Genomic DNA, 23,914 nt, shown 5'->3' with positions numbered 1-23,914 from the left:
TTATTTTTATTATTAATAATCAAAATATTATAGGTTTTAAAATACACTCCCTATAGATCCAATAAGTCTGAGCAACTTTTAAATTCAAATTTTTAAATTTAAACACAGCGAAATGAATTCATTTTTTCAAATTTGAATTCATTGCTTTTGGTATAGGATTTTTTGAATTCAAATTCATAGTTTGAATTCAAAAACACAATTTAAATTCAAAACGCTTTGGTTATTTTTGATTTTGATTCACACACATCACAGGCTATTGATACACAAAAAATCATACGAAGATTAACGCAGAATATTTATAAACGAACGAACACTTTATGATCCATAGTTTCTTATCGTTTCACCGATAAGCGGTGTGATTTTGCAAAGAGGCGCAATCATGCCCGAACTATAGCGATAAAAAAAGCGGCCATATGCATGACCGCTTTTTTATCATTCAAACTCAAGTTTAAATGGTCATATCTTCGCTAAGCGCCAGCGGATTCGGCAAAATTTTCGCCAATGCGCGGCATAAAGCTGTTAATTCAGCGGTATCGTTCGGCATTAAAGTGATGTGACCAATTTTGCGACCTTCACGCTCTGTTTTGTTATACAGATGCAAATGCGCGCCATTCAGTGCCAATACATCTTCAGATTTCGGATGTTGACCAATGATGTTTACCATGACCGTTGGACGAACAACTTCAGTCGAACCCAAAGGCAAACCTGCTACAGCACGAATGTGGTTTTCAAACTGTGAACACACTGCACCTTCAATCGACCAATGCCCCGAGTTATGCACACGTGGCGCCATCTCATTGGCATATAAGCCTTTATCTGTCACAAACAGCTCTAGCGTCAAAACACCGACATAATTCAAATGATTGAGCAGGCGAGTAATGTAATCTTGCGCAACTGGTTGTAAGTCTGCACTGTTTGGTGCAGGCACAATCGAATGCGACAAAATGCCGTTGTGGTGGTGGTTTTCCGCCAATGGCCATGTTTTCACATCACCATCTTGACCACGCACCGCAATGATTGAGACTTCACGTGAGAAGGTTACAAAGCTTTCCGCGATCAATTCACCTGCAGGGCCTAGTTCAGCCCATGCTTGATCCATTTGCTCAGCGCTACGTAGCACAAATTGACCTTTACCGTCATAACCGCCACGCGATGTTTTCAGTACGATGGGTAAACCCAACTCAGCAACAGCAGCTTGTAAACCCTCGAAAGATGTCACGGCCTTATAAGGTGCAACTGGGATAGCCAATTCATCAAACAAAGCTTTTTCAGACAAACGATGCTGTGCAATCGCTAAAGCTTGGCGCGGTGGGTGCAATGCTTTGTTCTTAGTCAACACATCAACATCTGCTAACGGAGTATTTTCAAACTCTAAGCTGAAAACATCTGCGCTCTGAATGAAATCTTGCAAACCATTTTCAGCTTGAGTCGAAATCACTGGACCCAGCGCTGCAGAAGGGCACTCAGTACTCGCTTCAAAGAAGGTGCATTGAATGTTTAAAGGCAATGCCGCTTGCGCCATCATGCGACCCAACTGGCCACCACCAAAAATACCAATGGTTTTATCCATGAGAAATGCCCCTTAATTAAGCTTGACCCGGAATATTTTTACTCGCCACTTTATCGGTTTGCGCAGCGCGGAAATCTGCAACATTTTTTGCGATTTCAGGACGCGTTAAACCTAAAATTTGTGCCGCCATGATCGCTGCATTGGTCGCACCCGCTGGGCCAATCGCCAAAGTACCAACTGCAATACCTGCTGGCATTTGCACGATAGACAGTAATGAATCCACGCCGTTTAAAATTGATGATTTTACCGGTACACCAAGTACAGGTAGGTCAGTCTTGGCTGCACACATACCTGGTAAATGCGCTGCACCGCCAGCACCGGCAATAATCACTTGAATACCACGATCACGTGCGGTTTCAGCATATTCGAATAATCGATCTGGAGTTCGGTGTGCAGATACAACTTCCGCTTCAAATGGGACGCCAAGTTGTTTCAGCATATTGGCAGTGTTTTCTAGCGTTGCCCAATCCGATTGAGAACCCATGATAATTCCAACGAGAGGAGTGTCTTGTGAAGCGGCCGCATTCATTGCAATGTTTCCAGAGATTAAAGTAAGAGAGAGTAAATCTCGACTAGAGCCAAGCTTTAATAAGAGCCCCATATTATAGACTGAAAATTCATCTCAATAAAATTTAACGGTTGTCTTTAAAGAGAAAACTCCATAATATTTTGATGAAAATATTTTTATTTTTTTCAATTTTATAAAAACTTTTATTAAATCAATATTTATAAGACACTTTAAACATGAAACAGATCTTTATCTTGCTCACTTTAGCCCTAAGCTCTCCGAGTTTTGCCCAACTCGTTCAACTCAATACAAGCCAATTTGAAAAAGACTTTAACCTCTTACAGAAACAAAAAGGGCTATAACGGCCAAATTAAGAGTAATGGCTACATCCACGAAAAATTTTTAGTCACCGGAAAATCTATTATTGATGAACGTAAGCCGGTCAAGATGACAGGCTATTACAAAGCAGATGATGGCCGCGATAAAATGTATTCAATTTCAGAATATCGTGTGTATTGCGATGACCAAAGCTATGGTTTTGCTCTCATGAACTTTGAAGCAGACGGTCAAATGACTGTACTGACCAGTGAGAGTGATTATGCCTTTGACTATGAAGATCCCACTCCACGAGACCGTGAGTTTAGTAAAGTCCTCAAAAATGCCTGCAAACACGCCTCACTTAAATGATCAGAGCCATGCAGCATTGGATCAGTTAAGCACTGCGAAACACGAAATAGACACATCCAAAAAGGCATAAACCTGCCCACAAATAGTCCAACTTAAAGGGTTGTTTAAAAAGGAAAATCATAAATGGAACGAAGACCAATAGCGTCACGACTTCTTGTGTGATTTTCATTTGACCCAATGACCACCCATGTTTGGCCAACAGTCGCGTTGCTGGAATCATAAAACTATATTCGAGTAACGCGATCGCCCATCCAAATAAAATCGCTTGCCAAAGCGGTGCATCATGTAAAAACTTCAAATGCCCATACCAGGCCAAAGTCATAAAACAGTTGGAAATAATCAATAAAAACAGGGCAAGTGACATAAGCAATCAAGATCGCAAAAATTTGCGCATATTGTACGTTTTTCATCACGATTTCGCGCCTATTTTCCGTGTTTTTATCATCAAGAAAATTGCGTACATTTGATCAGTTACGAGCTCAATCTTTTTGCACGATCTCATACAAAAAAATCTATCTTTTCGCTAAGACCCTTGCTATGGTTGCTCTCAAATGAAATTAACCTTTTCAACCAAATCTATAATGACAACACCACAATAACAAAGTGATGTGTCGATAAAAGCAGTGGAGTTAGAACGAATGCATCTGCATATCTTGGGTATTTGTGGCACCTTTATGGGTTCATTGGCGCTCTTGGCGCGTGATTTAGGACATAAGGTGACGGGTTCAGACCAAAACGTTTACCCACCAATGTCTACCCAATTGGAAAATGCAGGCATTACCTTAATGCAAGGCTATGACCGTAGCCACCTTCAACCACACCCAGATCTCGTGATTGTCGGCAATGCAATGAAACGTGGCATTGATGCAGTGGAATACATGCTGAACGAAAGCCTACCTTATATTTCTGGCCCACAGTTCCTTGCAGACCACGTCCTACAAGGCAAACATGTCTTAGGCGTTGCAGGCACGCATGGTAAAACCACAACCACAACCATGTTGGCATGGGTGCTCGATCAAGCGGGTTTAAACCCAGGTTTCTTGATTGGCGGCGTACCCTTAGGCTTTAGTGAAAGCGCACGTTTAGGCGGTGGTCAATATTTCTGTGTAGAAGCCGATGAATATGATTCGGCATTTTTCGACAAACGTTCTAAGTTTGTGCATTACCATCCTAAAACAGCGATTTTAAATAACCTTGAATTTGACCATGCCGATATCTTCGAAGACTTGGCTGCGATTCAAAAGCAATTCCATCATCTAGTGCGTACTATTCCAAGTGAAGGCCGTATCATTGCGCCCATCACTGAAACAAATATTGATGAAGTCTTGGAAATGGGCTGCTGGACACCTGTCGTGCGTACATCTTTAGATGCCAATGACAAATCTGAATTGTATGCAGAACAATTGTCTGCTGACGGTTCACATTTCAAAGTGCTACAGCATGGTGTCGTGAAAGGCGAAGTGAAATGGAACATGACTGGGCAACACAGTGTAGCCAATGCTTTGGCAACCATTGCTGCGGCTGAACATGTCGGTGTTTCGATTGAAACGGCGTGTGAAGCACTTTCAAATTTTGGCGGTGTCAAACGTCGTATGGAGCTTTTGGGCACAGTCCGTGGCATTGAAGTTTATGACGACTTTGCACATCACCCAACGGCGATTGATACCACATTAGAAGGTGCGCGTAAGCGTCTGGGTCAACGTAAGCTTTGGGCAGTAATCGAGCCACGTTCTAATACCATGCGCATGGGTAGCCATAAAGATGGGCTTGCACATTCTGCACGCTTAGCAGATGAAGTGATTTGGTATCAACCTGAAGGTTTGGATTGGGATTTACAACCTGTGATTGAAGCTGCTGCGAATAAAGCTGTGGTGGCTCGTTCACTGGATGAGATCATTCAAACCATCGTAAGCGAGGCAGGCGAGGGCGATGCTGTGGTGATTATGTCGAATGGCGGTTTTGGTGGTTTACATCAGAAGTTGATCAGTGCATTAAAAGCCTAAACCCACTAGATAAAATAAAAAAAGCCCGCTGCGCGGGCTTTTTTTTTATTCACACTCAGCTTAAAAATAATGCTGATAGCCTCGATTTTTATAGCCTAAATCCAGCTTAACCGGCTGTTCAACATTCTCTAATCTTAACAATGTCGTTAAAAACGCCTGAATTTGTTCTAGATTGAGCACGTCGGGTTGAAAGCTTGAATGTCCAAAGCGCTGAAACAAACTAGCAATTTCACTATGTCGGTTGACATATTTCATCGACCATTTTGAAAAATCGATTTGATCAATATTTTGATCAAGATAACGCACAATATCCCGATGCCGCGTATCTTGCATAATATGCTGAAAAAGCTGTTCGAGTGCCGCTTGCTCACCTTGCAGGCATTGGAAGAACCGGCCTTCTGCATAGTACAGCACGCCAAAAATATTTTTTTCAGTATTAAAGCTGCGGGCTCTCACCAAAATATCACTTAAATCTTGTATTAAATCAAATTGTTGTTCTACACGCGTACTGGCATAACAGAGTTGTATCATTGTGTTTATTCTTCAAGTATTTGCATGATTTTAACGTGGGATGAGCCACAGAATTAGTGTATATTTGTATGTTTTTTAATCAAATGTGCTTTTTAACTTACAACAGAAAACCAAGATCACGTATACCGATATCACCTTCATTTTTTTAAACTTATACATATTAAAACAATGAAATTATTTCCATTTGAAGATGAATAAAGAGGCCGACCATGCTTAAAAATTTACTCATTTTTTTATCGATCACTTGTGTATATTTTGCTGCCTTGATCATACTGAATAATTTTGGCGTTTCAGATTTTTTTAATGTCGTTATTTGCTCATTTATTTTAGGAATAACACTGCGCACCGTGATTCCTCACTATCTCATTTATTTACTAATGATGATGACTATTGGCAGTATTTATTTTGTACTGAATGACTTTGCATTATTAAATATCATGTGTTTAAGCTTATTTTTAGGGATATCAAGCTGCTCGATCTTATTGCAGTTTTGGCCAAATCTTTTCAAAGCACCTTCAACGCTGTTAAAATTAAAGCTCAATTAAATACAACTTAGCTTTTAAATTTTTTAAAAAATTCATAATGATAGAAAAGCCCGCATGGCGGGCTTTTTTAGGCTTGAACATCGGCAAGGGTTTTATCTCTACGAAACATCACATCAACATAAGAACAAGTAGGAATAATCTTTAAGTGTTTATCACGAGCGAATTCCACCAAATGATCCAATAACACTCGAGCCATCCCTTGCCCACGCAATGAGTCATCTACCCACGTGTGATTTGCCACAATGGTATGTTCATCACGCCATAGATAACTCATTTCTGCGAGCCGTTCACCCTCAGCATTTAACTGAAAAAATTCACCTTTTTGACCGTTATCTTGATGTTGCATAGTCACTGTTTTTTCTTCCTTTTTATGAAAAAATACACCGTGTAACAAACGAGAAAGTGATTGGTACAGAACTTAAACAACCTATATTCAACTGTAGGTGATAATAAATCCGTACACCTTTCACATTAATTAAAAAACAATTAAATCACACTTGCCGGATATTTTTATTATGGACCTTTATCTTGTCGCTATCTTTGTATTACTGATTGCTGCAGCATGCTTGGTTGTATCGCTGTATAAATCACGATCTTAATTCAACTTCACAACTAGATTTCAAATAAAAACAGCCTGATTGCAATACCATCAGGCTGTTTTTATTTATCCAAATGATTAATCCACATCACGCTGAACAATTTAGCGTAGAACATCACGAATCGATTCATCTTTATCAAATACAGATTTTGCAAAAGGGCAGAGTGGAATAATTTTCACGTTCTTTTCCCGAGCAAAATTCACTGCTGCATCGAGGAGATGTCGTCCAACACCTTGTCCTCGCAAGCTGTCACTGACATCGGTATGATCAATAATAAATTTATCATCGCCTGCCCATGAGTAAGTCATCTCTGCCAAACGCTCCCCATCTTGCTCAACAAAGAAAGCTCCTTTTTTTTGATCATCATCTTGTTGTACAAACATCTTAAATTTCCTCCATTTTTTTATAAATTGGCATGTAATGCAGGTCAACTCTGTTGTTTTTGTATTAATTTAAACCGCATGCACGGGGCTTAAATCTGTTCCTGCTCGTGTATAGAGCATAGTAAAATAAGCCACTTTATTTATTTGAAGACACTCATGTCTGCCTCTCCCTCCGAAACGGCTTCTTCTGGCTCTTGGACGGCTGTGATTGCTTTGGCTTTCGCAGCATTTATTTTTAATACCACTGAATTTGTACCTGTCGCGTTGCTCAGCGATATTGGCAAAACATTTAGCTTAGCCGCGACCGATGTCGGCATCATGATTACGCTGTATGCATGGGTGGTTGCTCCGATTTCTTTGCCGATCATGTTATTGACCAAAAATATTGAACGTCGATCACTCCTGATTTGCTTATTTATGGTGTTTATTATCAGCCATGTTCTGTCGTATTTCGCATGGAGCTTTAATACTTTATTGCTCAGTCGAATTGGCATTGCTTTCTCGCATGCACTTTTTTGGTCAATTACTGCGTCGCTGGCAGTTCGTGTTGCACCGAAAGGCAAAGAGTTTCAAGCCTTGGGGCTTTTGGCCACAGGCACAGCTTTGGCAATGGTTCTCGGTATTCCGTTTGGGCGGATGGTTGGAGAAGCCTATGGTTGGCGAAATACCTTTGCTCTGATTGGCATTGGCGCCAGTATCGTTTGCCTGATTTTAGCCAAAACGCTGCCAATACTGCCGAGTTTGAACTCAGGTTCGCTGAGCAGCCTAAAACAGTTTATTCGCCGTCCAAGCTTAATAATGGTCTTTGCATTAACCATTATCGTAATTAGCGCGCAATTTACCGCATATAGCTATATCGAACCGTTTTCGCTCAACATTGCTGCATTCAGCTCCATGCAAACCACCACGTTGTTATTAATCTTTGGTGCAGCAGGCTTTCTAGGTTCTTATCTCTTTGGAAAATTTGGTGGGAAATATCCCAAAGTTGCGATTCCTTTAAGTACAGCCACACTGGCTTTATCCATGCTGCTGTTGCTTCCTGTTTCTTTGAGTTTTGCAGGTGTGAGTGCCGTGTGCCTACTATGGGGCATGAGTATCATTGGATTTAGTCTCGCATTACAGTCAAAGACACTACATCTCGCATCCGACGCCACCGATGTCGCCATGGCTATCTATTCAGGACTTTATAATGTCGGCATTGGCGGTGGCGCACTCTTGGGCGGCATGGTCAGTGTACATTTCGGTTTGAGTTATATTGGCGTGATCGGAGGAATCATCGCGGTGATCGGCACACTTTTAGCCTTAGCGTTGGTACACCGTGGTGATTTTAACCCTCCTGTGGCACATTAAATGAATTCGTAAATTGCTGATTGCACTTTGAACTAAAAACTGTCATGCTTTGCCGCATATTTGGACAGTGTCCAAAACAAAATTTGAACAAGGGGAGTAGCCTCCTCCAAACGTAAACCTTGTTTTACGTGTCAGAATATCGTCATTACACTTTGCAAAAAGTCGGTATCTGAGCATCGCTGCTGAAAATCATTACAGTACGATGTAGGCAAGACCTTGATCATGTTGTCTCAGGCGTTTTATTTCGTCTAGCAACTGGTCGAGGTTTTTTTATGGCTGGTTGTTAGATGTGGAGAATACACATGGAAACGATTGGCTCTTTATGGCTATATCTGGCATTTTTCGGTTTAGTCACCATCATGCTACTCATCGACTTTTTAGGCTTTAAAAATAACAAAGGCCAAGAAATCAAAGTCAAAACCGCTGCCTATTGGAGTATTGCATGGGTCTCTGTAGCTACCTTATTCGGTGGTGCATTGTGGCTCTACTTACAGCAAACCGCTGGTGTCGCTGTTGCAAACACCAAAGTCATGGAATATTTCGCTGGTTATCTGCTCGAAAAATCACTCGCAATTGATAACGTTTTTGTCTGGCTCATGATCTTTGCTGCCTTTGCCATTCCACCGGCTTTGCAACGTAAACTGTTGCTCTACGGTGTCCTTGGTGCAATTGTACTGCGTACCATCTTTATTTTTATTGGGGCATGGTTCGTTCAAGAATTCTCTTGGGTACTGTACATCTTCGGCGCATTCCTAGTGTATACCGGCTTTAAATTCCTTAAAGGCCAAGACGAAGAAGATAAAGATATCGAAGATATGGCGATTTTGAAGTGGCTACGTAAACACATGCGTATTACCCCTCAGATGCATGAAGATAAATTCTTTGTTCGTCAAAATGGTGTCTTATGGGCAACGCCGCTCTTTTTAGTGTTGATCTTGGTTGAAGCATCGGACGTCATTTTTGCGGTTGACTCAATCCCAGCAATCTTTGCAGTTACCTCTGACCCATTCATTGTACTGACTGCAAACTTAATGGCGATTTTAGGTCTACGTGCTATGTTCTTCCTCTTATCCGGTGCTGCATCGAAAATGCATTACTTACCATATGGTCTGGGCATTATCCTGGTGTTTATTGGCGCTAAGATGCTGTTGCTCGATGTGTTCCACATGCCAATTTGGATTTCACTCGGTTTTATTGTGGTGACTTTAACCATTACTGCATGGTTATCAATCCGACACAGTAAGAAGTACCATCAAACCACGTTATAAAACGCTTAGATAAATAAATGCCTTCTTTCGAGAAGGCTTTTTTTATTTTGTAACAAAGCCATGAACTAAGCTTCAGGCGTCATCAAGAGTTTGAGTTTCGGCCAGCGTTGTAAAAATTGTTTCTCTTCTATACGTTGCAAAAAAGTCGCTCGACTAACTAAGGTTGAATTCCAACGCAGTTTTAATTCAAATAAATCAGCTAGTCCAAATGGTGCCACGATTTCTACTTGATCAAGCTCATTTAAACGGACTGCAACAGCCGTTGCAGTTTCAACCCACAAAGAAAGGGCATGGGAAATCGATGTTAGGGGCAAAATAGAATCACCATTGTCTAAACGATACCAATGATGCACCAAAGCTTGGTTGGTCACATCCCACTGTATCAATGGAAAGAAAGACTGCATTTCTTTTTGGATCTGATCACTATGAGCACCGTTATCCTCAGCATCATAAAATATGATATCCACCTCAGTATGGGACAGTGTATAGCTGTGTTGGTGTAGCACTGACCACAGCATATTTCGAATGACACCTGCGGCAATATACGCACTGGCATCCGCCAAATAAAGCTGCTTTAAAATAGACATGATGCCGTCATGTTGCTGAATCAGTTGCTGCAAGCGCTTAACATAAGTGGCTTCAAGCTGTGATTGATTCACAGGATGCATTGGATGGGACATAGATACACGGTTGAATTCTATTCTTTGATTCGATTTAGCCTGACACAAGCGCATTGATTTAATCAATCGCTTTGAAAAAATGAGATGCTCTCGACATACATTAATGGCTGTTCGATGTTTTAGAACATAATCCTCTAATTACAGCAACGCCTTTTCTAGCCAAATTAAGCTACAATCAACCGAAAAAATTCTAAACTGCAGGTATGTCATGTCTTCTGTTATCGCATCTACAGCGATCCGTGGTCGCTTTCTAGATATTCAGAATACAGTTGCCCAAGCACGTGAAATTCACGACCAAGTGCGCTATTTCGAAGATGGTTTGCTGATTACGCAAGCCGGAAAAATTCAATGGTTCGGTCCATGGTCTGAGGGACAACACCATCTCCCAGATCAGGTTGACGTACAGCATTATCCAGATCAATTGATTGTTCCGGGTTTCATCGATACCCATATTCATTATCCACAAACGGAAATGATGGGGGCTTATGGTGAACAGCTACTGGAATGGCTCGATACCTATACCTTTCCAACTGAAATCCAATTTGAAGATCCGGCTTATGCAGAGCAAATTGCACAGTTCTTTGTAAACGAGTTACTCAAAAACGGAACCACAACAGCTCTTGTTTTTTGTACCGTTCATCCTCAATCGGTTGATGCTTTATTTAAGGCTGCAGAACAGCATCAAATGCGCTTAATTGCTGGTAAAGTGATGATGGATCGGCATGCACCTGAAGCGTTATGTGACACCGCGGAGAGTGGCTATAACGACTCCAAAGCACTGATTGAGAAGTGGCATGGCAAGGGCCGTAACCTGTATGCCATCACGCCTCGCTTTGCCCCAACCTCAACGCCTGAACAATTGGCACGGGCAGGGGAGCTAAAAACCGAGTATCCTGATGTTTATGTGCATACACATTTGAGTGAAAATAAAAATGAAATTGCGTGGGTCAAAGCATTATTCCCTGAGCAAAACGGCTATTTAGACGTTTATCATCATTATGGTCTGACCGGATCACGTTCCGTGTTTGCGCACTGCGTGCATTTGGAAGATGCCGAGTGGGATTGTATGCATCAGACCAACTCTGCAATCGCGTTTTGTCCAACCTCGAACTTGTTCCTAGGCAGTGGTTTATTTCCATTAAAGAAAACATGGGAAAAACAGGTGAAAGTCGGCTTAGGCACAGACATTGGCGCAGGCACCTCATTTAACCAACTACAAACCATCAATGAAGCCTACAAAGTTCAACAACTTCAAGGCGATAAACTATCCGCATTTGAAGCGCTGTACCATGCCACTTTAGGTGGAGCAAAAGCCTTAGATCTAGAGGACAAACTTGGAAACTTTGATTTGGGCAAAGAAGCAGATTTTGTGGTGCTCGATTTAAATGCCACGGCTTTACAAGCCTTACGTCAACAACGTGCCAAAAATCTGGAAGATGCTTTATTTGCCCTCATGCTGATGGGTGATGATCGTAATATCCATGCCACCTATGTGTTTGGACAATGTGCTTATGTCAAAGCATAAAACGGCTCGACCGAGACGAAAAACAGCGTTGAAAATTGGACTGATTGCCGTCGCTTGTCTGTGCTTACTCAAGCGTGACAGCACTTCCAAGAAAAACTGATTACATTTTCAACGGCAAAAAAGATGCATCTGCGAGCCAGATGTATTAAAATTGGTTCATCTTTAGAGGTGTTGCAAGTCAACACCTTTTTTATTTTTTGATTTGCTTTTTTAGGTATCTACCCATGTCTGTTCAAATGAGCGTACTGATTTCCACTGAAGAAATTCAAGCTAAAGTGAAAGAGCTTGGCGCAAAAATTGATGCACACTATGCTAACAGCGACAAAGAGTTGGTGTTAATCGGTCTTTTACGCGGTTCTGTTATTTTTATGGCTGACCTTTGCCGCGCAATTTCAAAACCGCATGAACTCGACTTCATGACCGTTTCAAGTTATGGCGGTGGGACCGTATCTACTCGTGATGTAAAAATCTTAAAAGACTTAGACGGCGACATTAAAGATAAAGATGTCTTGGTGGTTGAAGATATTATCGATTCAGGAAATACCTTAAGCAAAGTTTTAGAAATTTTACAGACGCGCAATCCAAATTCAATCGAGCTTTGTACTTTGGTTAGCAAGCCTTCACGTCGTGAGATTGAACTCGAAGTGAAATTTTTAGGTTTTGAAGTCGAAGATAAATTTATCGTAGGTTATGGTCTGGACTATGATCAAAAATATCGTCACATTCCATTTATTGGCGAAATTGGTCTCTAAGCAAGATCAGATACTTAAGAGTGGCCGAAGGCCACTTTTTTTTACTTTTCTGGCTACTTCAGAACAAAAAAACAACAGTTTTTTGCATGTTTAGGCTGTAGCTCAGCTTAGTTTTGATTAAAGATAAAGATTGAACATGTCGTAAAAAACAAATACATGATAACAAAAGGAGAGTTACTATGTGGTCACTCATTGTTGCGATTGTTGTTGGTTTTATTGCTGGTTTAATTGCACGTGCGATCCATCCTGGAGATGACAAAGCGGGTTTCATTATGACCACCCTTCTCGGGATAGCAGGTTCTTTACTTGCGACCTATGGCGGACGTTTATTAGGTCTGTATGGAGAAAATTCTGCCGCTGGATTTATCGCATCCGTTATTGGTGCGATTATCGTGTTGTTTATGTATAACCTTGTAACGAAAAAAACCCGCGTCTAATTTTTATAGCACCATTAAAATACCCGCCTATAGACGGGTATTTTTTTATATTTTATTCATGCCGTACAGCTGAAATTATTTGATCTCTTTTAACATCGATTCTAATTCAGCAGCAGGATATGCACCGGTTAAGATCGAACCGTTGGCAAAGACAATTCCCGGTGTACCATTTAATTTTAAGCTTTTTGCCAATTTTAAATTTCGCTCAATGGGGTTTGCACAGCTTTTCGCTGACTTCGGTTGAATTCCCTTATTGATTAAATTATCCCAGGCCATAGCAGGGTTTGACTCACAAAAAATCTGCTTCGATGGCGCCAACGACTGCGTTTTTATGGCTGTGATAAAAGTATAAATGGTCACATCATTGAGTTTTGCCAGCTCTACTTCAAGCTTCTTACAATATGGGCAATTTGGGTCAGAAAAGATCGCGATTTGGCGCTTCCCATTCCCCCTGACTGTTTTAATCGCATCTTGTAATGGGAGTTTATTCCACTCAGTTTTTTGCTGACTGAGGATCAATTGTTTGGTCAGATTTTTTTGATCTTTTAAACGGATCATAGAGCCTGCGATCACATAATCCGCATTTTCACTCAAATACAAAACTTGATCTTCAACAAAGCCGCTATATATGCCCGGCATTTCGGTACTTTGAATATTTTCAATTTTTAAACTGGGGTGCTTTTCTGCCAAGAGCTTTTGAACGTGTGCCGCATCTGCCAAAGCAAAAGTCGAAAGGGTGGTACTCAACGCCAACGCACATATTTTTTTCAACATAGACCGAACTTCAACATTTAATTGATTCAGCATTCTAAGCCCTAACGTGTGAAAGTCTTGGGCTTTTTTCAGTTCATTACGCAATAGCTACATGCCGTTTCACGTGGAACATATTAAGCTTCATCAGGTGAATTAATTTCAACAGACACATGTACAATTTCTTCATGAATCGACAGCGCTTGGCGCACTTCATCTGCACTCAATGCCTGACTTGTTTCTAAAGCTACAATACATGAAAACTGACCTTTACCCACTTTCCACACATGTAAATCGGTTACATCAACGTCGACAGGCAATTGCATTAAAACCTCTCGAATCTCATCAACGACAGGATGATCCATTTCTGCGTCCAGTAATGTTTGTCCTGTTTCTTTCATCAGCCCAATGGCCCACTTACCAACAAGTACCGCACCAACAATCCCCAATAGCGCATCTAAAAATCCCCAGCCCATCCATTTTCCAGCAAATAAAGCCACAATCGCCAACACCGAAGTCACCGCATCTGCAACCACATGCATGAAGGCTGCTTTCTGATTGAGATCGTGATGATGATCATGCTGCTCCTCATGGCTATGCTCATGATGGTGATGGTGATGGTGATGGTGATGGTGATGGTGATGGTGATGGTGATGGTGATGGTCATCATGCAATAACCAAGCACAGATTAAATTCACCACCAGACCTAAAATCGCAATAGGGATTGCTTCGTTATAATGAATTTGAACCGGGTTGAATAAGCGTTCCACCGAATGAAAGGCCATAAATGCAGCAACGACCATCAATAATATCGCGCTGCTATAGCCCGCTAAAATTTCAATTTTCCAAGTCCCAAAACTAAAACGAGCATCTTGGGCATAGTGGCGTGCCGCACGATAGGCAAAATAGGCCAAGCCTAATGCCAACATATGTGAACTCATATGCCAACCATCAGCCAATAATGCCATCGAATTAAAAATCCATCCGCCAATGACTTCTAACAACATCATGACTGCCGTTAAAATAGTGGCAATTAAGATCCGTTTTTGTGCTAGTGGATTACCTTCATCAAATTGATGATGATGAATTCGGATGGATGGGGAAGTTTTCATTAGGTTCTATGCTTAAATATACTCCCCCATAGTATATTTATTTTCGGGAGAAAGTGTTGAGTCATTTACATCAGGACAAAAAGATTTTAAATCGGGTTAAACGCCTACAAGGTCAGGTCAATGCGGTTGAACTGGCTTTACAACAACCCGAAGCAGGGTGTATCGAGGTTTTACAACAGGTTGCGGCCATCAAAGGTGCTGTAAATGGATTAATGAATGAATTAATCGAAGCACATTTACGCCATCATGTATTACCTCAAGATGCTGAAATCAATGAAGCAGAACTGGAAGAATTTGTAAAACTGCTTAAACGCTATGGATAAAGTTACAACTGTGATTTGACCATGGAAAAAAATCGGCATTAAACTGAGCCCATATTTCCGTCTTTCTCATACAGCACAATATTGACCCTATTGACTGTACCTCTGCGACTTTAAAATGACCACATCTCCCTCTTGGCGACCGTTTATCATGGTGAGCCTTGCACTCTGTATGGGCACTATTGGTACAGCGCTAGCTAGTCCTCTGTATCCCATTTATCAACAACTTTGGGGACTGCTGCCGAGTCATATCACCTATATCTTTGTTGCCTACATGTTTGGTTGCCTAGCGACCTTGCTGTTTTTAGGTCGTACCAGTAATAGTTTTGGGTTTTTAAGAACCCTGCAAATCGGTATGGCGTGCATCATCTTAGGTTTAAGCTTGTCGGTGTTTGCCAGTAATGCGCTGTGGTTATCTATCGGGCGCTTTATTATCGGCATTGCCTCGGGTTTAATCAGCACCTCAGCCATGCTTGGTTTGGTCTATACCATTCCTGAACCGCATAAAAATAATGCTCCACAGTTGAGTTCAATCATTACCGTGATTGGTTTTGGTCTTGGCCCATTTATTGGTGGAGTGATTGCCCAATTTTCGGAACAGCCTTTAGTCACCCCTTATATCCCTGTGATCTTTGGGGGGTTGGCGTGTTTAATAGGGTTATTTTTTATTCGCACACCGAATTTTGAGCCACAGCCTTTTTCAGTGGCACCACATTTGGAATTGCCTGAAAAGCGTGATCATTCACGATTTTATATCGCTGGACTGACTGCCTTTTGTGCCTTTGGTTCTTTTAGCTTATTTGCATCACTCGCACCCTCTTTCGTCAAAGATGCGATCCCATGGCATGGCCCTTTGGTCAGTGGTAGTGCCATTGCAAGTATCTTGCTGGTTTCCGCTGTCGTGCAATTTATGGCGAAATCGATTCCTTCTGCAAAATGTGTCAATGCCGGCTTAATAGTGTTAATACTGAGCTATGCGCTCCTTGCGCTATGTATGACCCAACACTGGAGTGCATTGTTTTTTATTAGCGATATTTTAGTCGGTGTAGGGCATGGTCTAGGGCTTTTAGGCGCATTTGGCTTAGTTCATCAAATGACCAACAATCAAAACCGTGCTGCGGTGATCTCGACCTATTTGTTTATCGGATATTTAGGAACCATTATTCCAATTATTGCAGCCGGCTATTTATCTGATCATTTCGGCTTGATCGTCGGTGTTTTAGGTTTTTGTATGGGTGTAGGTTTATTGTGTATCGGCTTATTGCTTTGGCACCGTAGTCTGAACACCAATTAACCACTAAACTTATTCAAGAAGCATCTTGTATTGGGTGCTTCTTAAACCCAAAAACAATTAAGAAACCCTATAAAAATCAATCAAATTAAATTAAGATCTTGTCTGATGTGATTCAAAAATTTAAAAAATGCTAAAAATTCAATGTCAAATTAACACTGTAGAAAATCAAATCATTGCTAGCAGCGAATACGGTAATATTCACTATATTTTACCGTTTGAATCCTTACCGCAATTAGAAACCTATGATTTTATTGTTTGGGGCTTTTTACCCATTGCCATGCGCCTTGGCATCCCGCTGCATGTAGAAGGACCTATTTCAATACAAACCCTCCACTCCGCACGGGAGGTTTCAACTGTCTGGGCCGCTTGGTTACCTGATTTATATCAACCAGTCATGCTCAGTGCTGCATCGATTATCCAAACACCACCGGGAAACCAAACCACTCAAAATTTAAGCTTTTTTAGCGGTGGGATTGACTCCACTTATAGTACATACAAAGCTTTTCTTGAAAATGGGCAAGATTCTGATTGTCTCACTGTGCATGGAATGGATTATAAATTTGATGACCATGAAAAATTTCAGGCCTTAATGGATCAGACCCATGACTTTAGAAGCCAAGTTTTTAAGCAAAGTCGCGTGGTAAAAACCGATGCTTACGCGCTATACAGTAAATATGGCTGTAACCCTAAAGGTTCACATGTCACACATATCTTTTCGCTGTTTTCCTGCGCTTCGATTTTTGAACATTACCAGCAATATCGAATTTCAGCCGATTACCGTTTAGATCAACAATTATTCGTTCATCCCTATGGCTCAAATACGGCATCCAACCGATTGATGAAGAACCGATCTGGGGTCTTAATCACCCTCGACGATGATGTCACGCGATCACAAAAAACCGCATTTTTAAGCCAATCTGACTTAGATTTACAAACCCTGTCGATTTGTGTGGACTATAGGGCTCGACCAAAAAATTGTGGTCAATGCAGTAAATGTATGCGCACCAAAGCCATGTTTTATGCCACTAGCCCCGAAATTCCCGATATCTTTTTAGATCGTCGCTTTGAAAAACAGTGGTATCAATCCATTCCATTAAGTTCAAAAATCAATCGTGCTTTTTTAATTGATATTTTGTCAGCGGTCGAAAAATCTTCGCAACAGCAACAATTTCCAGACTATGCAACACTCAAAGTCAAAGTTGAAGCCGCATCAAAAAGAGCAGCAAACAATCCTTTTTATGGGATGAAAACGAAAGATGTGCTGAGAACAATCTTTAAAACCATTTTTGGCTCAAACCCACGCTAAACGATGTAAAAAAAGCACGATGTTTTCGAATATCGTGCTTTGGATGGATCTATCCATAGGTGAAATGAGGAGCTCAATCGTTTTATTACTTGCCAATACAGAACGATCCAAAAATCTTCCCTAGCAAATCATCCGCACTAAAATCGCCGGTAATTTCACCTAAAGCATTTTGCGCCAACCGTAGAGACTCGGCTACCAACTCACCCGCATGATAAACCACCAACTGCTCACGTGCTTCTGCAAGATAGCGCTGAGTGCGCTTCATTGCGTCTAAATGGCGTGTTCGAGCAATAAAGGTATCTTCCTCTGGTTGAAAGCCTGCATGCGCTGTAATCGCATCAATAAGCGCTTGAACGCCAGTTTCTTTTTTAGCCGAAACGCGAATATGTCGAAAACCGTTTAAATCGGTCATTTCCGCGGTAGATCCCGTCAAATCGCATTTATTACCAATCAACATCAAACGCTTCGGTTCAATATGATCGGCAAAGTACGCTTGAGCCAATTGTAGTGGATCTTCGCCCTGACTCAAGTCATAGACCAAAAGTAACAAGTCAGCTTGCTCAATTTCTTTAATTGCGCGGCGAATCCCTTCTTTTTCGACGATATCACCGGTTTCACGTAAACCTGCGGTATCGGTCAAGGTAATCGGCAAACCATTGAGGCTGATTTTTTCATGTAAAACATCACGTGTCGTACCCGCGATATCCGTCACAATCGCACGTTCAACACCCGCTAAAGCATTGAGTAGCGATGACTTACCTGCATTGGGTTTACCTGCAATCACCACTTGTAGACCTTCACGCAGTAACTGACCTTGACGAGCAGACTGCTGTACAGCATGGACTGAGCTTGTCACTTCATCCAATAAACCCAAAATCTTACCATCCGCCAAAAAGTCGATTTCTTCTTCAGGAAAATCAATCGCTGCTTCCACATGCAAACGCAAATGGATAAGTTTTTCTAACACCGTATTGACCTTGCTCGAAAAGGCACCTTGTAATGAACGTACCGCTGAACGTGCCGCTGCTTGTGAGGTGGCATCAATCAGATCAGCAATCGCCTCGGCTTGCACCAAGTCCATTTTGCCATTTTCAAAGGCGCGCATTGAAAATTCGCCTGCTTTTGCAGCAATAGCGCCCAATTCAAGTAACCGCGCCAATAATGCATTTTGAATAACGGGGCCGCCATGACCTTGAAGCTCCACCACATCTTCACCCGTAAAAGAGTGCGGATTTGGAAAGCAAATCACCAAACCTTCATCCATGATTTCATTCGATGCATCATAAAACTTACGGAAACCAGCAAAACGTGCTTCAGGCAGGGATTGCTGCGTTAATGCTTCTGCAATGGCATAAGATTTGGGACCAGACAGGCGAATCACGCCGACACCACCACGACCCGGCGGTGTGGCAATTGCTGCGATGGTGGTTCGGTTTAACATAAAATTTACCTAAAAATTTTCAAACGACAGATAAAGAAAAATCCGCCTAAGATTACCATCTTAAGCGGATTTATTCAGCCCATCAGCAATGCTTAGTTTGCTGAGTCAGCTGCTTCACGTTTTAAACGTTCTTTTTCAACAGATTTGTTAATCAAACCTTGTTGAAGAATAGTAATACTGTTGTTACAGATCCAGTAAAGCACAAGGCCCGCAGGGAAGAACAACATAAATACCGTAAAGATCACAGGCATGATTTTGAAGACTTTCGCCTGCATTGGATCAGCCGGTTGTGGGTTCAAACTTTGCTGAATAAACATGGTTAAGCCCATTAATAGCGGCAAAATAAACCACGGATCCATCGCAGATAAATCTTGAATCCAACCTAACCATGGCGCATGACGTAGTTCAACGGACTCCATCAACACCCAGTACAAAGCAAGGAAGATCGGCATTTGGAGCAATAACGGCAAGCAACCTGACAGTGGGTTCACTTGCTCACGTTTATACAATGCCATCATTTCTTGCGAGAAGCGCATACGGTCTTCACCGAACTCTTCTTTCATGCGTTGCATTTCAGGTGCAATCACACGCATTTTCGCCATAGAGCGGTAGCTCTTCGATGACAAAGGCCACAAGATCAGTTTCACCAGAATCGTCAATAGAATAATTGACCAACCCCAGTTACCCACTAAACCGTGGAAAAACTCAAGACCGACGAACAATAATTTCGCAATTGGCCATAACCAACCGTAATCTACAGTTTGGTTTAAACCAACCGCCAATTCTTTTAATTCAGATTGGATTTTTGGACCTGAATAGAACGTTGCATCTACTTCTGCCACAGTTCCTGCAGGAACATTAATTGCAGGTGATGTGAACTGAATAATGTTCATATCATCAGTAGATTTACGTGACTCAAGTTTCGCAGCATACGGTTGACCATTGGCTTGCGTTAATTTGATCTGTCCAGGAATCCACGCACTCACGAAGTAATGCTGAACCATTGCAACCCAACCGCCAGTTGCTTCAACATTCAATTTTTCTTCATTGAAGTTAGCAAATTTAAGTTTGTTGTAATGTTCTTCAGGCGAACCCCATGCACCACCAAGGAATGTACCTAAAGTGAAAATACCTTGATCAGATTTACCTGGATCTTCAGAGTTGTCGCGTTTAAGCTGACCAAACATCTGACCTTGCCAGTTCTGAGCACTGCGGTTCACGATTTTATGATTCACGACAACAGGGTATTCACCTTCAGTGAAGTTAAAGGTTTTAATAACCTCTACACCATCTGCTGTTTTATAAACCATTGGTACTGACAAAACTTTTGCTGTTTGGCCATCTTTCCCCTTCACAGCTTTTGCGTCATTTAACGTATATGAAGATTTTTCAATTTCATAGGTTGGACGTCCTTTCGGATTGCTGTCAGGGCCATTAAGACCAATTAAGCCAGACTGAGCAACATAAGTCCGTTTTGCATCGCTTTCAAGCATTACAAATGGTTCGTCGCTGTCTTTATTTTTGTCATGATTGAGTAATTCAATACGAACAATATCGCCACCCTTTGGATTAATCCAAAGATGGTAAAGGTCAGTTTGTACTGAAATTAACTGTTGACTAACAGGTGCAGTGGCATCTGTTGTTTGTTGTGTAGCAGCATTATTTGCTTGCGGCACATCAGTAGCAGCCGTAGCTGTCTGGCCATTTGGTAAATCGGCAGATACTTCATGCGTTACCACCGCAGCATTTTGCTGAGGTTTTTGTTCCGCATGTCCATAATCTTTCTGCCAAGCCAAAATGAGCAAATATGCGACAACAAACATGGCCCCTAGAATTGCAATCCTGGCCCATTGTTGCATAGGTATTACCCCAAGTGGTTAGAGTGATTTTGGTTCAATAAACGTTCACGAAAGGGTACAGCAACGTGAAGCGTTTGAGAATCTATTTGCTGAAATGAAATAAAACGAATTGCTTTTGATGGAACAGGATCATAGCCTGAACCGCCCCAAGGATGACAACGGCAAATACGCTGAACAGCTAGACACACTCCACGTACAGCACCATGTTGATGGACTGCTTCCAAAGAATATTGAGAACATGTTGGAATATAACGACAGCGTGGTCCCAATAAAGGACTAATCGCAATCTGATAGAAACGAATGAGCCAATGCAGTAAACGAACCATTGGTCATCTCTACGCTTGTGAGGAGGTAGCTATTTTTTTATGCTTATTTGCAAGGCGCTGCAATTTTTGCCAAGCAAATTGTAATTGCTGATGTAACTCTGCATTCGGTACCGCCTCTATGCCCATTTTTGGCATAACGACAATATCTAATACATTAGACTGCTGTTGATGCAGGCGAAAACTTTCGCGTGCAAGTCGTTTTACTCGATTTCTTTCATGTGCGCGGCGCACTTTTTTCTTAGCAACAACAATACCCAAACGGCTATTCGGCTGTTCGGAGATTTTTGCTAGAAATAAGAAATGGGGTTGATGCACTTTAAAAAGCGCACCATCGAACACACTTTTATAATCGGCAGCACAGTGTATTCGCACATCTGTGCTAAAGCCGTAAAGTGTTGTCATAACACCCAAGTCTTGACAGTCTTAACTGAAATTAAACAGTTAAGCTGTGACGACCTTTTGCACGACGACGCGCTAATACTTGACGGCCAGCTTTAGTAGCCATGCGAGCACGGAAACCATGAACGCGTTTACGTTTCAACTCAGAAGGTTGGAAAGTACGTTTCATATCGAAACTCCAAAAATGATCTTTCAGTAAAGGTTCGCGATTTTAGTGCTCATTGCTTGAGCTGTCAATGAAAAACACGCTTTCTTTCAAAATCTAGGCTGTGATATATCAAGATAATATAAGGATTAGAAATCAGTCAGAAAGTTTTAAATTAAAATATTCACAAACTAAGTCATTGTATATGTTAATTATTTAAGTTATCTTCAAGTTTACTCACAGAATTATCCACAATCTCAAATTTGTGAATTGGTTTTTATGAATTTAAATTTGAATTTAAACCAACCATCAAGATATCCCCAGAATGGGTCGATCTTATAAATAAATTCAAATTTTAAAATTTAAATTTATTACTATTAGTGTTGATATTTTCTGTGGAAAACGCATTTTTAGATTTAAAAAACAAATAATTATATTGTGGATAACGATGTTTTTATAATTTTGATAGTTTGTGGATAACTTTATGCTATAATTTATCCACAGTTTGCGGATAAACTTATCCACACGTGATTTAAATTTAAATTTAAACTCAATTTGCGTTTTTTTGATCGATTTCGACTGATTTGTTCATGACAGATGTGGATAAGATGGTTAGAATGGCTGCCCGCTTAGGCGGGGTTGAATTATTTTTTTACGTACAATGGACTGAAATAGGGGTTTCACATGCTTTGGACAGACTGCTTAACTCGCTTGCGACAAGAGCTTTCAGGAAATGTCTATACAATGTGGATACGCCCACTAGTGGCAGAAGATGCAGGTGATAGTCTAAAACTCTATGCACCGAATCCGTATTGGACACGCTATATTCAAGAGCACCATTTAGAACTGATCTCTATTTTAGCGGAACAGTTGTCTGAAGGTCGGGTACGTAAAGTCGAGATTTTGGTTGATTCACGGCCTGGTGCAATTTTATCTGCAGCTGAGCAACCAGCAACAACCACCGCAGCATTAGAGTCAACGCCACAAGTATCGGCACCAACACGTCCTAAAAAAGAAAAAGAAGAGACGTCTTCAAAAAATAACCGTAAGCGTCAGCTTAACCCATTATTTACCTTTTCCTTGTTTGTTGAAGGCCGTTCCAATCAGATGGCGGCAGAAACCTGTCGTAAAGTCTTAACGCAGCCCGGTGCTTCGCAGCATAACCCGTTATTTTTATATGGACCGACAGGTCTAGGTAAAACCCATTTAATGCAAGCCGTTGGTAATGCATTATTGCAAGCGAAGCCGAATGCACGTGTGATGTACATGACGGCTGAAAGTTTTGTACAAGACTTTGTGAGCTCGTTACAGCAAGGTAAGGTCGAAGAATTTAAGAAAAACTGTCGTTCGTTAGATTTGTTATTGGTGGATGATATTCATTTGTTGGCGGGTAAAGAGGCCAGCTTGGTTGAGTTTTTCTATACCTTCAACGCGTTATTAGATGAATCTAAGCAAATCATTTTAACCTCAGATCGTTATCCAAAAGAACTGACTGAACTTGATCCACGTTTGGTTTCACGTTTTTCGTGGGGCTTATCGGTGGGTGTGGAACCACCCGATATTGAAACCCGTATTGAAATTTTACTGAAAAAAGCGGAAAGCAATGGGGTGGAACTTCCACGTAATTGTGCGTTGTTTATTGCTCAACAAGTGGTTGCCAATGTTCGTGAACTAGAAGGTGCGCTGAATAAAGTTGTAGCCATTTCTCGTTTTAAAGGTACCCCTATCGATCTTGATGTGGTGCGTGAATCATTAAAAGATGTGTTGGCGATTCGTGCACGTACCATTAGTACTGAAAATATTCAGCGTGTAGTGAGTGAATATTTCCGTATTCCACTCAAAGAATTGGTTGGCCCAAAACGTACACGTATTTATGCACGTCCACGTCAGTTGGCTATGGGGCTAGCACGTGAGCTGACAGGGGATAGTTTCCCTGAAATTGGTATGGCTTTTGGTAACCGTGACCACAGTACTGTGATGCATGCCTGTGAAAAAGTACAAAGCCTGCGTGAAGGAGATCCAATCTTCAATGAGGACTATAAAAACTTGCAACGTCTGCTGCAAAGTTAAGTCTTTTTGTTCAAATTCTGTTCTTGCAATGCGGTATATTCTGCCGCATAGTAC

The 23,914-nt window shown here is 41.3% G+C and carries 25 protein-coding genes; 11 read left to right on the top strand and 14 right to left on the bottom strand.

From position 1 onward, the window contains the following. Nucleotides 1-448: 448 nt before the first annotated feature. A complete protein-coding gene (locus B1201_RS16340; protein ID WP_078194467.1) occupies nt 449-1,570 on the bottom strand; it encodes a 5-(carboxyamino)imidazole ribonucleotide synthase in 1,122 nt (373 codons plus the stop codon). A 16-nt stretch (nt 1,571-1,586) separates the two neighbouring features. Next, the gene (gene purE, locus B1201_RS16335) at nt 1,587-2,099 is read right to left on the bottom strand and encodes a 5-(carboxyamino)imidazole ribonucleotide mutase (RefSeq protein ID WP_078189531.1); all 513 of its coding nucleotides are present in this window, start codon (nt 2,097-2,099) and stop codon (nt 1,587-1,589) included. Between the two features lie 426 nt (nt 2,100-2,525). Between purE and B1201_RS17210 the strand changes: the two genes are divergently transcribed. Continuing rightward, nucleotides 2,526-2,765, top strand: a complete 240-nt coding sequence (locus B1201_RS17210; RefSeq protein WP_228144802.1) for a hypothetical protein — start codon at nt 2,526-2,528, stop codon at nt 2,763-2,765. A 25-nt stretch (nt 2,766-2,790) separates the two neighbouring features. Here the strand turns inward: B1201_RS17210 and B1201_RS16325 are convergent, their stop codons facing one another. After that, nucleotides 2,791-3,129, bottom strand: coding sequence for a DMT family protein (locus B1201_RS16325; RefSeq protein WP_078189529.1), 339 nt, complete (start codon nt 3,127-3,129; stop codon nt 2,791-2,793). Nucleotides 3,130-3,403: 274 nt separating this feature from the next. Here B1201_RS16325 and mpl point away from each other — a divergent pair, with 274 nt between their 5' ends. Then, nucleotides 3,404-4,768 carry a UDP-N-acetylmuramate:L-alanyl-gamma-D-glutamyl-meso-diaminopimelate ligase gene (mpl, locus tag B1201_RS16320; RefSeq protein ID WP_078194466.1) on the top strand — a complete coding sequence of 455 codons (1,365 nt, stop codon included), beginning with the start codon at nt 3,404-3,406 and terminating at the stop codon, nt 4,766-4,768. 60 nt (nt 4,769-4,828) lie between these two features. On the opposite strand, the gene B1201_RS16315 is transcribed toward mpl, so the two are convergent. From B1201_RS16315 to B1201_RS16300, 3 genes are all read right to left on the bottom strand, one after another. Next, on the bottom strand, nt 4,829-5,299 hold the full coding sequence (locus B1201_RS16315) for a BLUF domain-containing protein (RefSeq protein ID WP_078194465.1): 471 nt from the start codon (nt 5,297-5,299) through the stop codon (nt 4,829-4,831). Nucleotides 5,300-5,911: 612 nt separating this feature from the next. Further along, entirely contained in the window at nt 5,912-6,238 is a 327-nt protein-coding gene (locus B1201_RS16305) for a GNAT family N-acetyltransferase (protein WP_078194463.1), read from the bottom strand. A 306-nt stretch (nt 6,239-6,544) separates the two neighbouring features. Further along, entirely contained in the window at nt 6,545-6,850 is a 306-nt protein-coding gene (locus B1201_RS16300; protein WP_347269446.1) for a GNAT family N-acetyltransferase, read from the bottom strand. A gap of 132 nt (nt 6,851-6,982) precedes the next feature. On the opposite strand from B1201_RS16300, the gene B1201_RS16295 reads away from it, so the two are divergent. Continuing rightward, entirely contained in the window at nt 6,983-8,176 is a 1,194-nt protein-coding gene (locus tag B1201_RS16295; protein ID WP_078194461.1) for a sugar transporter, read from the top strand. A gap of 302 nt (nt 8,177-8,478) precedes the next feature. Continuing rightward, nucleotides 8,479-9,444: a TerC family protein gene (locus tag B1201_RS16290; protein ID WP_078194460.1), complete on the top strand. Its 966-nt coding sequence runs from the start codon at nt 8,479-8,481 to the stop codon at nt 9,442-9,444. A gap of 65 nt (nt 9,445-9,509) precedes the next feature. On the opposite strand, the gene B1201_RS16285 is transcribed toward B1201_RS16290, so the two are convergent. Next, nucleotides 9,510-10,112, bottom strand: a complete 603-nt coding sequence (locus tag B1201_RS16285) for a nucleotidyltransferase family protein (RefSeq protein WP_078194459.1) — start codon at nt 10,110-10,112, stop codon at nt 9,510-9,512. A gap of 220 nt (nt 10,113-10,332) precedes the next feature. Here B1201_RS16285 and guaD point away from each other — a divergent pair, with 220 nt between their 5' ends. The 3 genes from guaD to B1201_RS16270 all read left to right on the top strand — a co-directional run bounded on the left by guaD (nt 10,333) and on the right by B1201_RS16270 (nt 12,838). Next, nucleotides 10,333-11,649 carry a guanine deaminase gene (gene guaD, locus B1201_RS16280; protein WP_078194458.1) on the top strand — a complete coding sequence of 439 codons (1,317 nt, stop codon included), beginning with the start codon at nt 10,333-10,335 and terminating at the stop codon, nt 11,647-11,649. A 224-nt stretch (nt 11,650-11,873) separates the two neighbouring features. Continuing rightward, on the top strand, nt 11,874-12,401 hold the full coding sequence (gene hpt / locus B1201_RS16275; protein WP_078194457.1) for a hypoxanthine phosphoribosyltransferase: 528 nt from the start codon (nt 11,874-11,876) through the stop codon (nt 12,399-12,401). A gap of 179 nt (nt 12,402-12,580) precedes the next feature. After that, nucleotides 12,581-12,838, top strand: a complete 258-nt coding sequence (locus B1201_RS16270; protein WP_078194456.1) for a GlsB/YeaQ/YmgE family stress response membrane protein — start codon at nt 12,581-12,583, stop codon at nt 12,836-12,838. A 75-nt stretch (nt 12,839-12,913) separates the two neighbouring features. On the opposite strand, the gene B1201_RS16265 is transcribed toward B1201_RS16270, so the two are convergent. Beyond that, nucleotides 12,914-13,612: a DsbC family protein gene (locus tag B1201_RS16265; RefSeq protein WP_078194475.1), complete on the bottom strand. Its 699-nt coding sequence runs from the start codon at nt 13,610-13,612 to the stop codon at nt 12,914-12,916. Between the two features lie 113 nt (nt 13,613-13,725). Next, nucleotides 13,726-14,700 carry a CDF family Co(II)/Ni(II) efflux transporter DmeF gene (dmeF, locus tag B1201_RS16260; RefSeq protein WP_078194455.1) on the bottom strand — a complete coding sequence of 325 codons (975 nt, stop codon included), beginning with the start codon at nt 14,698-14,700 and terminating at the stop codon, nt 13,726-13,728. 56 nt (nt 14,701-14,756) lie between these two features. On the opposite strand from dmeF, the gene B1201_RS16255 reads away from it, so the two are divergent. The 3 genes from B1201_RS16255 (at nt 14,757) to B1201_RS16245 (ending at nt 17,620) form a co-directional block, all read left to right on the top strand. Then, the gene (locus B1201_RS16255; protein WP_078194474.1) at nt 14,757-15,023 is read left to right on the top strand and encodes a metal/formaldehyde-sensitive transcriptional repressor; all 267 of its coding nucleotides are present in this window, start codon (nt 14,757-14,759) and stop codon (nt 15,021-15,023) included. A gap of 115 nt (nt 15,024-15,138) precedes the next feature. Continuing rightward, the gene (locus B1201_RS16250) at nt 15,139-16,314 is read left to right on the top strand and encodes an MFS transporter (protein ID WP_228144801.1); all 1,176 of its coding nucleotides are present in this window, start codon (nt 15,139-15,141) and stop codon (nt 16,312-16,314) included. Between the two features lie 127 nt (nt 16,315-16,441). After that, a complete protein-coding gene (locus B1201_RS16245; protein WP_078194453.1) occupies nt 16,442-17,620 on the top strand; it encodes a hypothetical protein in 1,179 nt (392 codons plus the stop codon). An 85-nt stretch (nt 17,621-17,705) separates the two neighbouring features. On the opposite strand, the gene mnmE is transcribed toward B1201_RS16245, so the two are convergent. From mnmE to rpmH, 5 genes are all read right to left on the bottom strand, one after another. Further along, nucleotides 17,706-19,061, bottom strand: coding sequence for a tRNA uridine-5-carboxymethylaminomethyl(34) synthesis GTPase MnmE (gene mnmE / locus B1201_RS16240; protein ID WP_078194452.1), 1,356 nt, complete (start codon nt 19,059-19,061; stop codon nt 17,706-17,708). A gap of 92 nt (nt 19,062-19,153) precedes the next feature. Continuing rightward, entirely contained in the window at nt 19,154-20,920 is a 1,767-nt protein-coding gene (gene yidC, locus B1201_RS16235; protein WP_078194451.1) for a membrane protein insertase YidC, read from the bottom strand. Nucleotides 20,921-20,925: 5 nt separating this feature from the next. Continuing rightward, complete coding sequence (yidD, locus tag B1201_RS16230; RefSeq protein WP_078189510.1) at nt 20,926-21,246, bottom strand: membrane protein insertion efficiency factor YidD; 321 nt, start codon at nt 21,244-21,246, stop codon at nt 20,926-20,928. Between the two features lie 9 nt (nt 21,247-21,255). Beyond that, a complete protein-coding gene (gene rnpA, locus B1201_RS16225; RefSeq protein WP_078194450.1) occupies nt 21,256-21,648 on the bottom strand; it encodes a ribonuclease P protein component in 393 nt (130 codons plus the stop codon). A gap of 31 nt (nt 21,649-21,679) precedes the next feature. After that, entirely contained in the window at nt 21,680-21,814 is a 135-nt protein-coding gene (rpmH, locus tag B1201_RS16220) for a 50S ribosomal protein L34 (protein ID WP_000831329.1), read from the bottom strand. 660 nt (nt 21,815-22,474) lie between these two features. Here rpmH and dnaA point away from each other — a divergent pair. After that, nucleotides 22,475-23,860: a chromosomal replication initiator protein DnaA gene (gene dnaA / locus B1201_RS16215; protein WP_078194449.1), complete on the top strand. Its 1,386-nt coding sequence runs from the start codon at nt 22,475-22,477 to the stop codon at nt 23,858-23,860. Nucleotides 23,861-23,914: the final 54 nt, after the last annotated feature.

The sequence above is a fragment of the Acinetobacter sp. ANC 5600 genome (assembly GCF_002018395.1).
Lineage (GTDB): Bacteria > Pseudomonadota > Gammaproteobacteria > Pseudomonadales > Moraxellaceae > Acinetobacter > Acinetobacter amyesii.
This window is presented reverse-complemented; position numbering and strand designations above follow the sequence as displayed.

Coding starts and splice junctions, on each gene's coding strand:
- yidC (WP_078194451.1), bottom strand. CDS start 20,920: ATGCAACAATGGGCCAGGATTGCAATTCTAGGGGCCATGTTTGTTGTC.
- rnpA (WP_078194450.1), bottom strand. CDS start 21,648: ATGACAACACTTTACGGCTTTAGCACAGATGTGCGAATACACTGTGCT.
- yidD (WP_078189510.1), bottom strand. CDS start 21,246: ATGGTTCGTTTACTGCATTGGCTCATTCGTTTCTATCAGATTGCGATT.
- B1201_RS17210 (WP_228144802.1), top strand. CDS start 2,526: ATGACAGGCTATTACAAAGCAGATGATGGCCGCGATAAAATGTATTCA.
- B1201_RS16315 (WP_078194465.1), bottom strand. CDS start 5,299: ATGATACAACTCTGTTATGCCAGTACGCGTGTAGAACAACAATTTGAT.
- dnaA (WP_078194449.1), top strand. CDS start 22,475: ATGCTTTGGACAGACTGCTTAACTCGCTTGCGACAAGAGCTTTCAGGA.
- purE (WP_078189531.1), bottom strand. CDS start 2,099: ATGAATGCGGCCGCTTCACAAGACACTCCTCTCGTTGGAATTATCATG.
- B1201_RS16270 (WP_078194456.1), top strand. CDS start 12,581: ATGTGGTCACTCATTGTTGCGATTGTTGTTGGTTTTATTGCTGGTTTA.
- hpt (WP_078194457.1), top strand. CDS start 11,874: ATGTCTGTTCAAATGAGCGTACTGATTTCCACTGAAGAAATTCAAGCT.
- rpmH (WP_000831329.1), bottom strand. CDS start 21,814: ATGAAACGTACTTTCCAACCTTCTGAGTTGAAACGTAAACGCGTTCAT.
- dmeF (WP_078194455.1), bottom strand. CDS start 14,700: ATGAAAACTTCCCCATCCATCCGAATTCATCATCATCAATTTGATGAA.
- B1201_RS16250 (WP_228144801.1), top strand. CDS start 15,139: ATGACCACATCTCCCTCTTGGCGACCGTTTATCATGGTGAGCCTTGCA.
- B1201_RS16295 (WP_078194461.1), top strand. CDS start 6,983: ATGTCTGCCTCTCCCTCCGAAACGGCTTCTTCTGGCTCTTGGACGGCT.
- B1201_RS16245 (WP_078194453.1), top strand. CDS start 16,442: ATGCTAAAAATTCAATGTCAAATTAACACTGTAGAAAATCAAATCATT.
- B1201_RS16325 (WP_078189529.1), bottom strand. CDS start 3,129: ATGTCACTTGCCCTGTTTTTATTGATTATTTCCAACTGTTTTATGACT.
- mnmE (WP_078194452.1), bottom strand. CDS start 19,061: ATGTTAAACCGAACCACCATCGCAGCAATTGCCACACCGCCGGGTCGT.
- B1201_RS16285 (WP_078194459.1), bottom strand. CDS start 10,112: ATGCATCCTGTGAATCAATCACAGCTTGAAGCCACTTATGTTAAGCGC.
- B1201_RS16290 (WP_078194460.1), top strand. CDS start 8,479: ATGGAAACGATTGGCTCTTTATGGCTATATCTGGCATTTTTCGGTTTA.
- B1201_RS16340 (WP_078194467.1), bottom strand. CDS start 1,570: ATGGATAAAACCATTGGTATTTTTGGTGGTGGCCAGTTGGGTCGCATG.
- guaD (WP_078194458.1), top strand. CDS start 10,333: ATGTCTTCTGTTATCGCATCTACAGCGATCCGTGGTCGCTTTCTAGAT.
- mpl (WP_078194466.1), top strand. CDS start 3,404: ATGCATCTGCATATCTTGGGTATTTGTGGCACCTTTATGGGTTCATTG.
- B1201_RS16265 (WP_078194475.1), bottom strand. CDS start 13,612: ATGTTGAAAAAAATATGTGCGTTGGCGTTGAGTACCACCCTTTCGACT.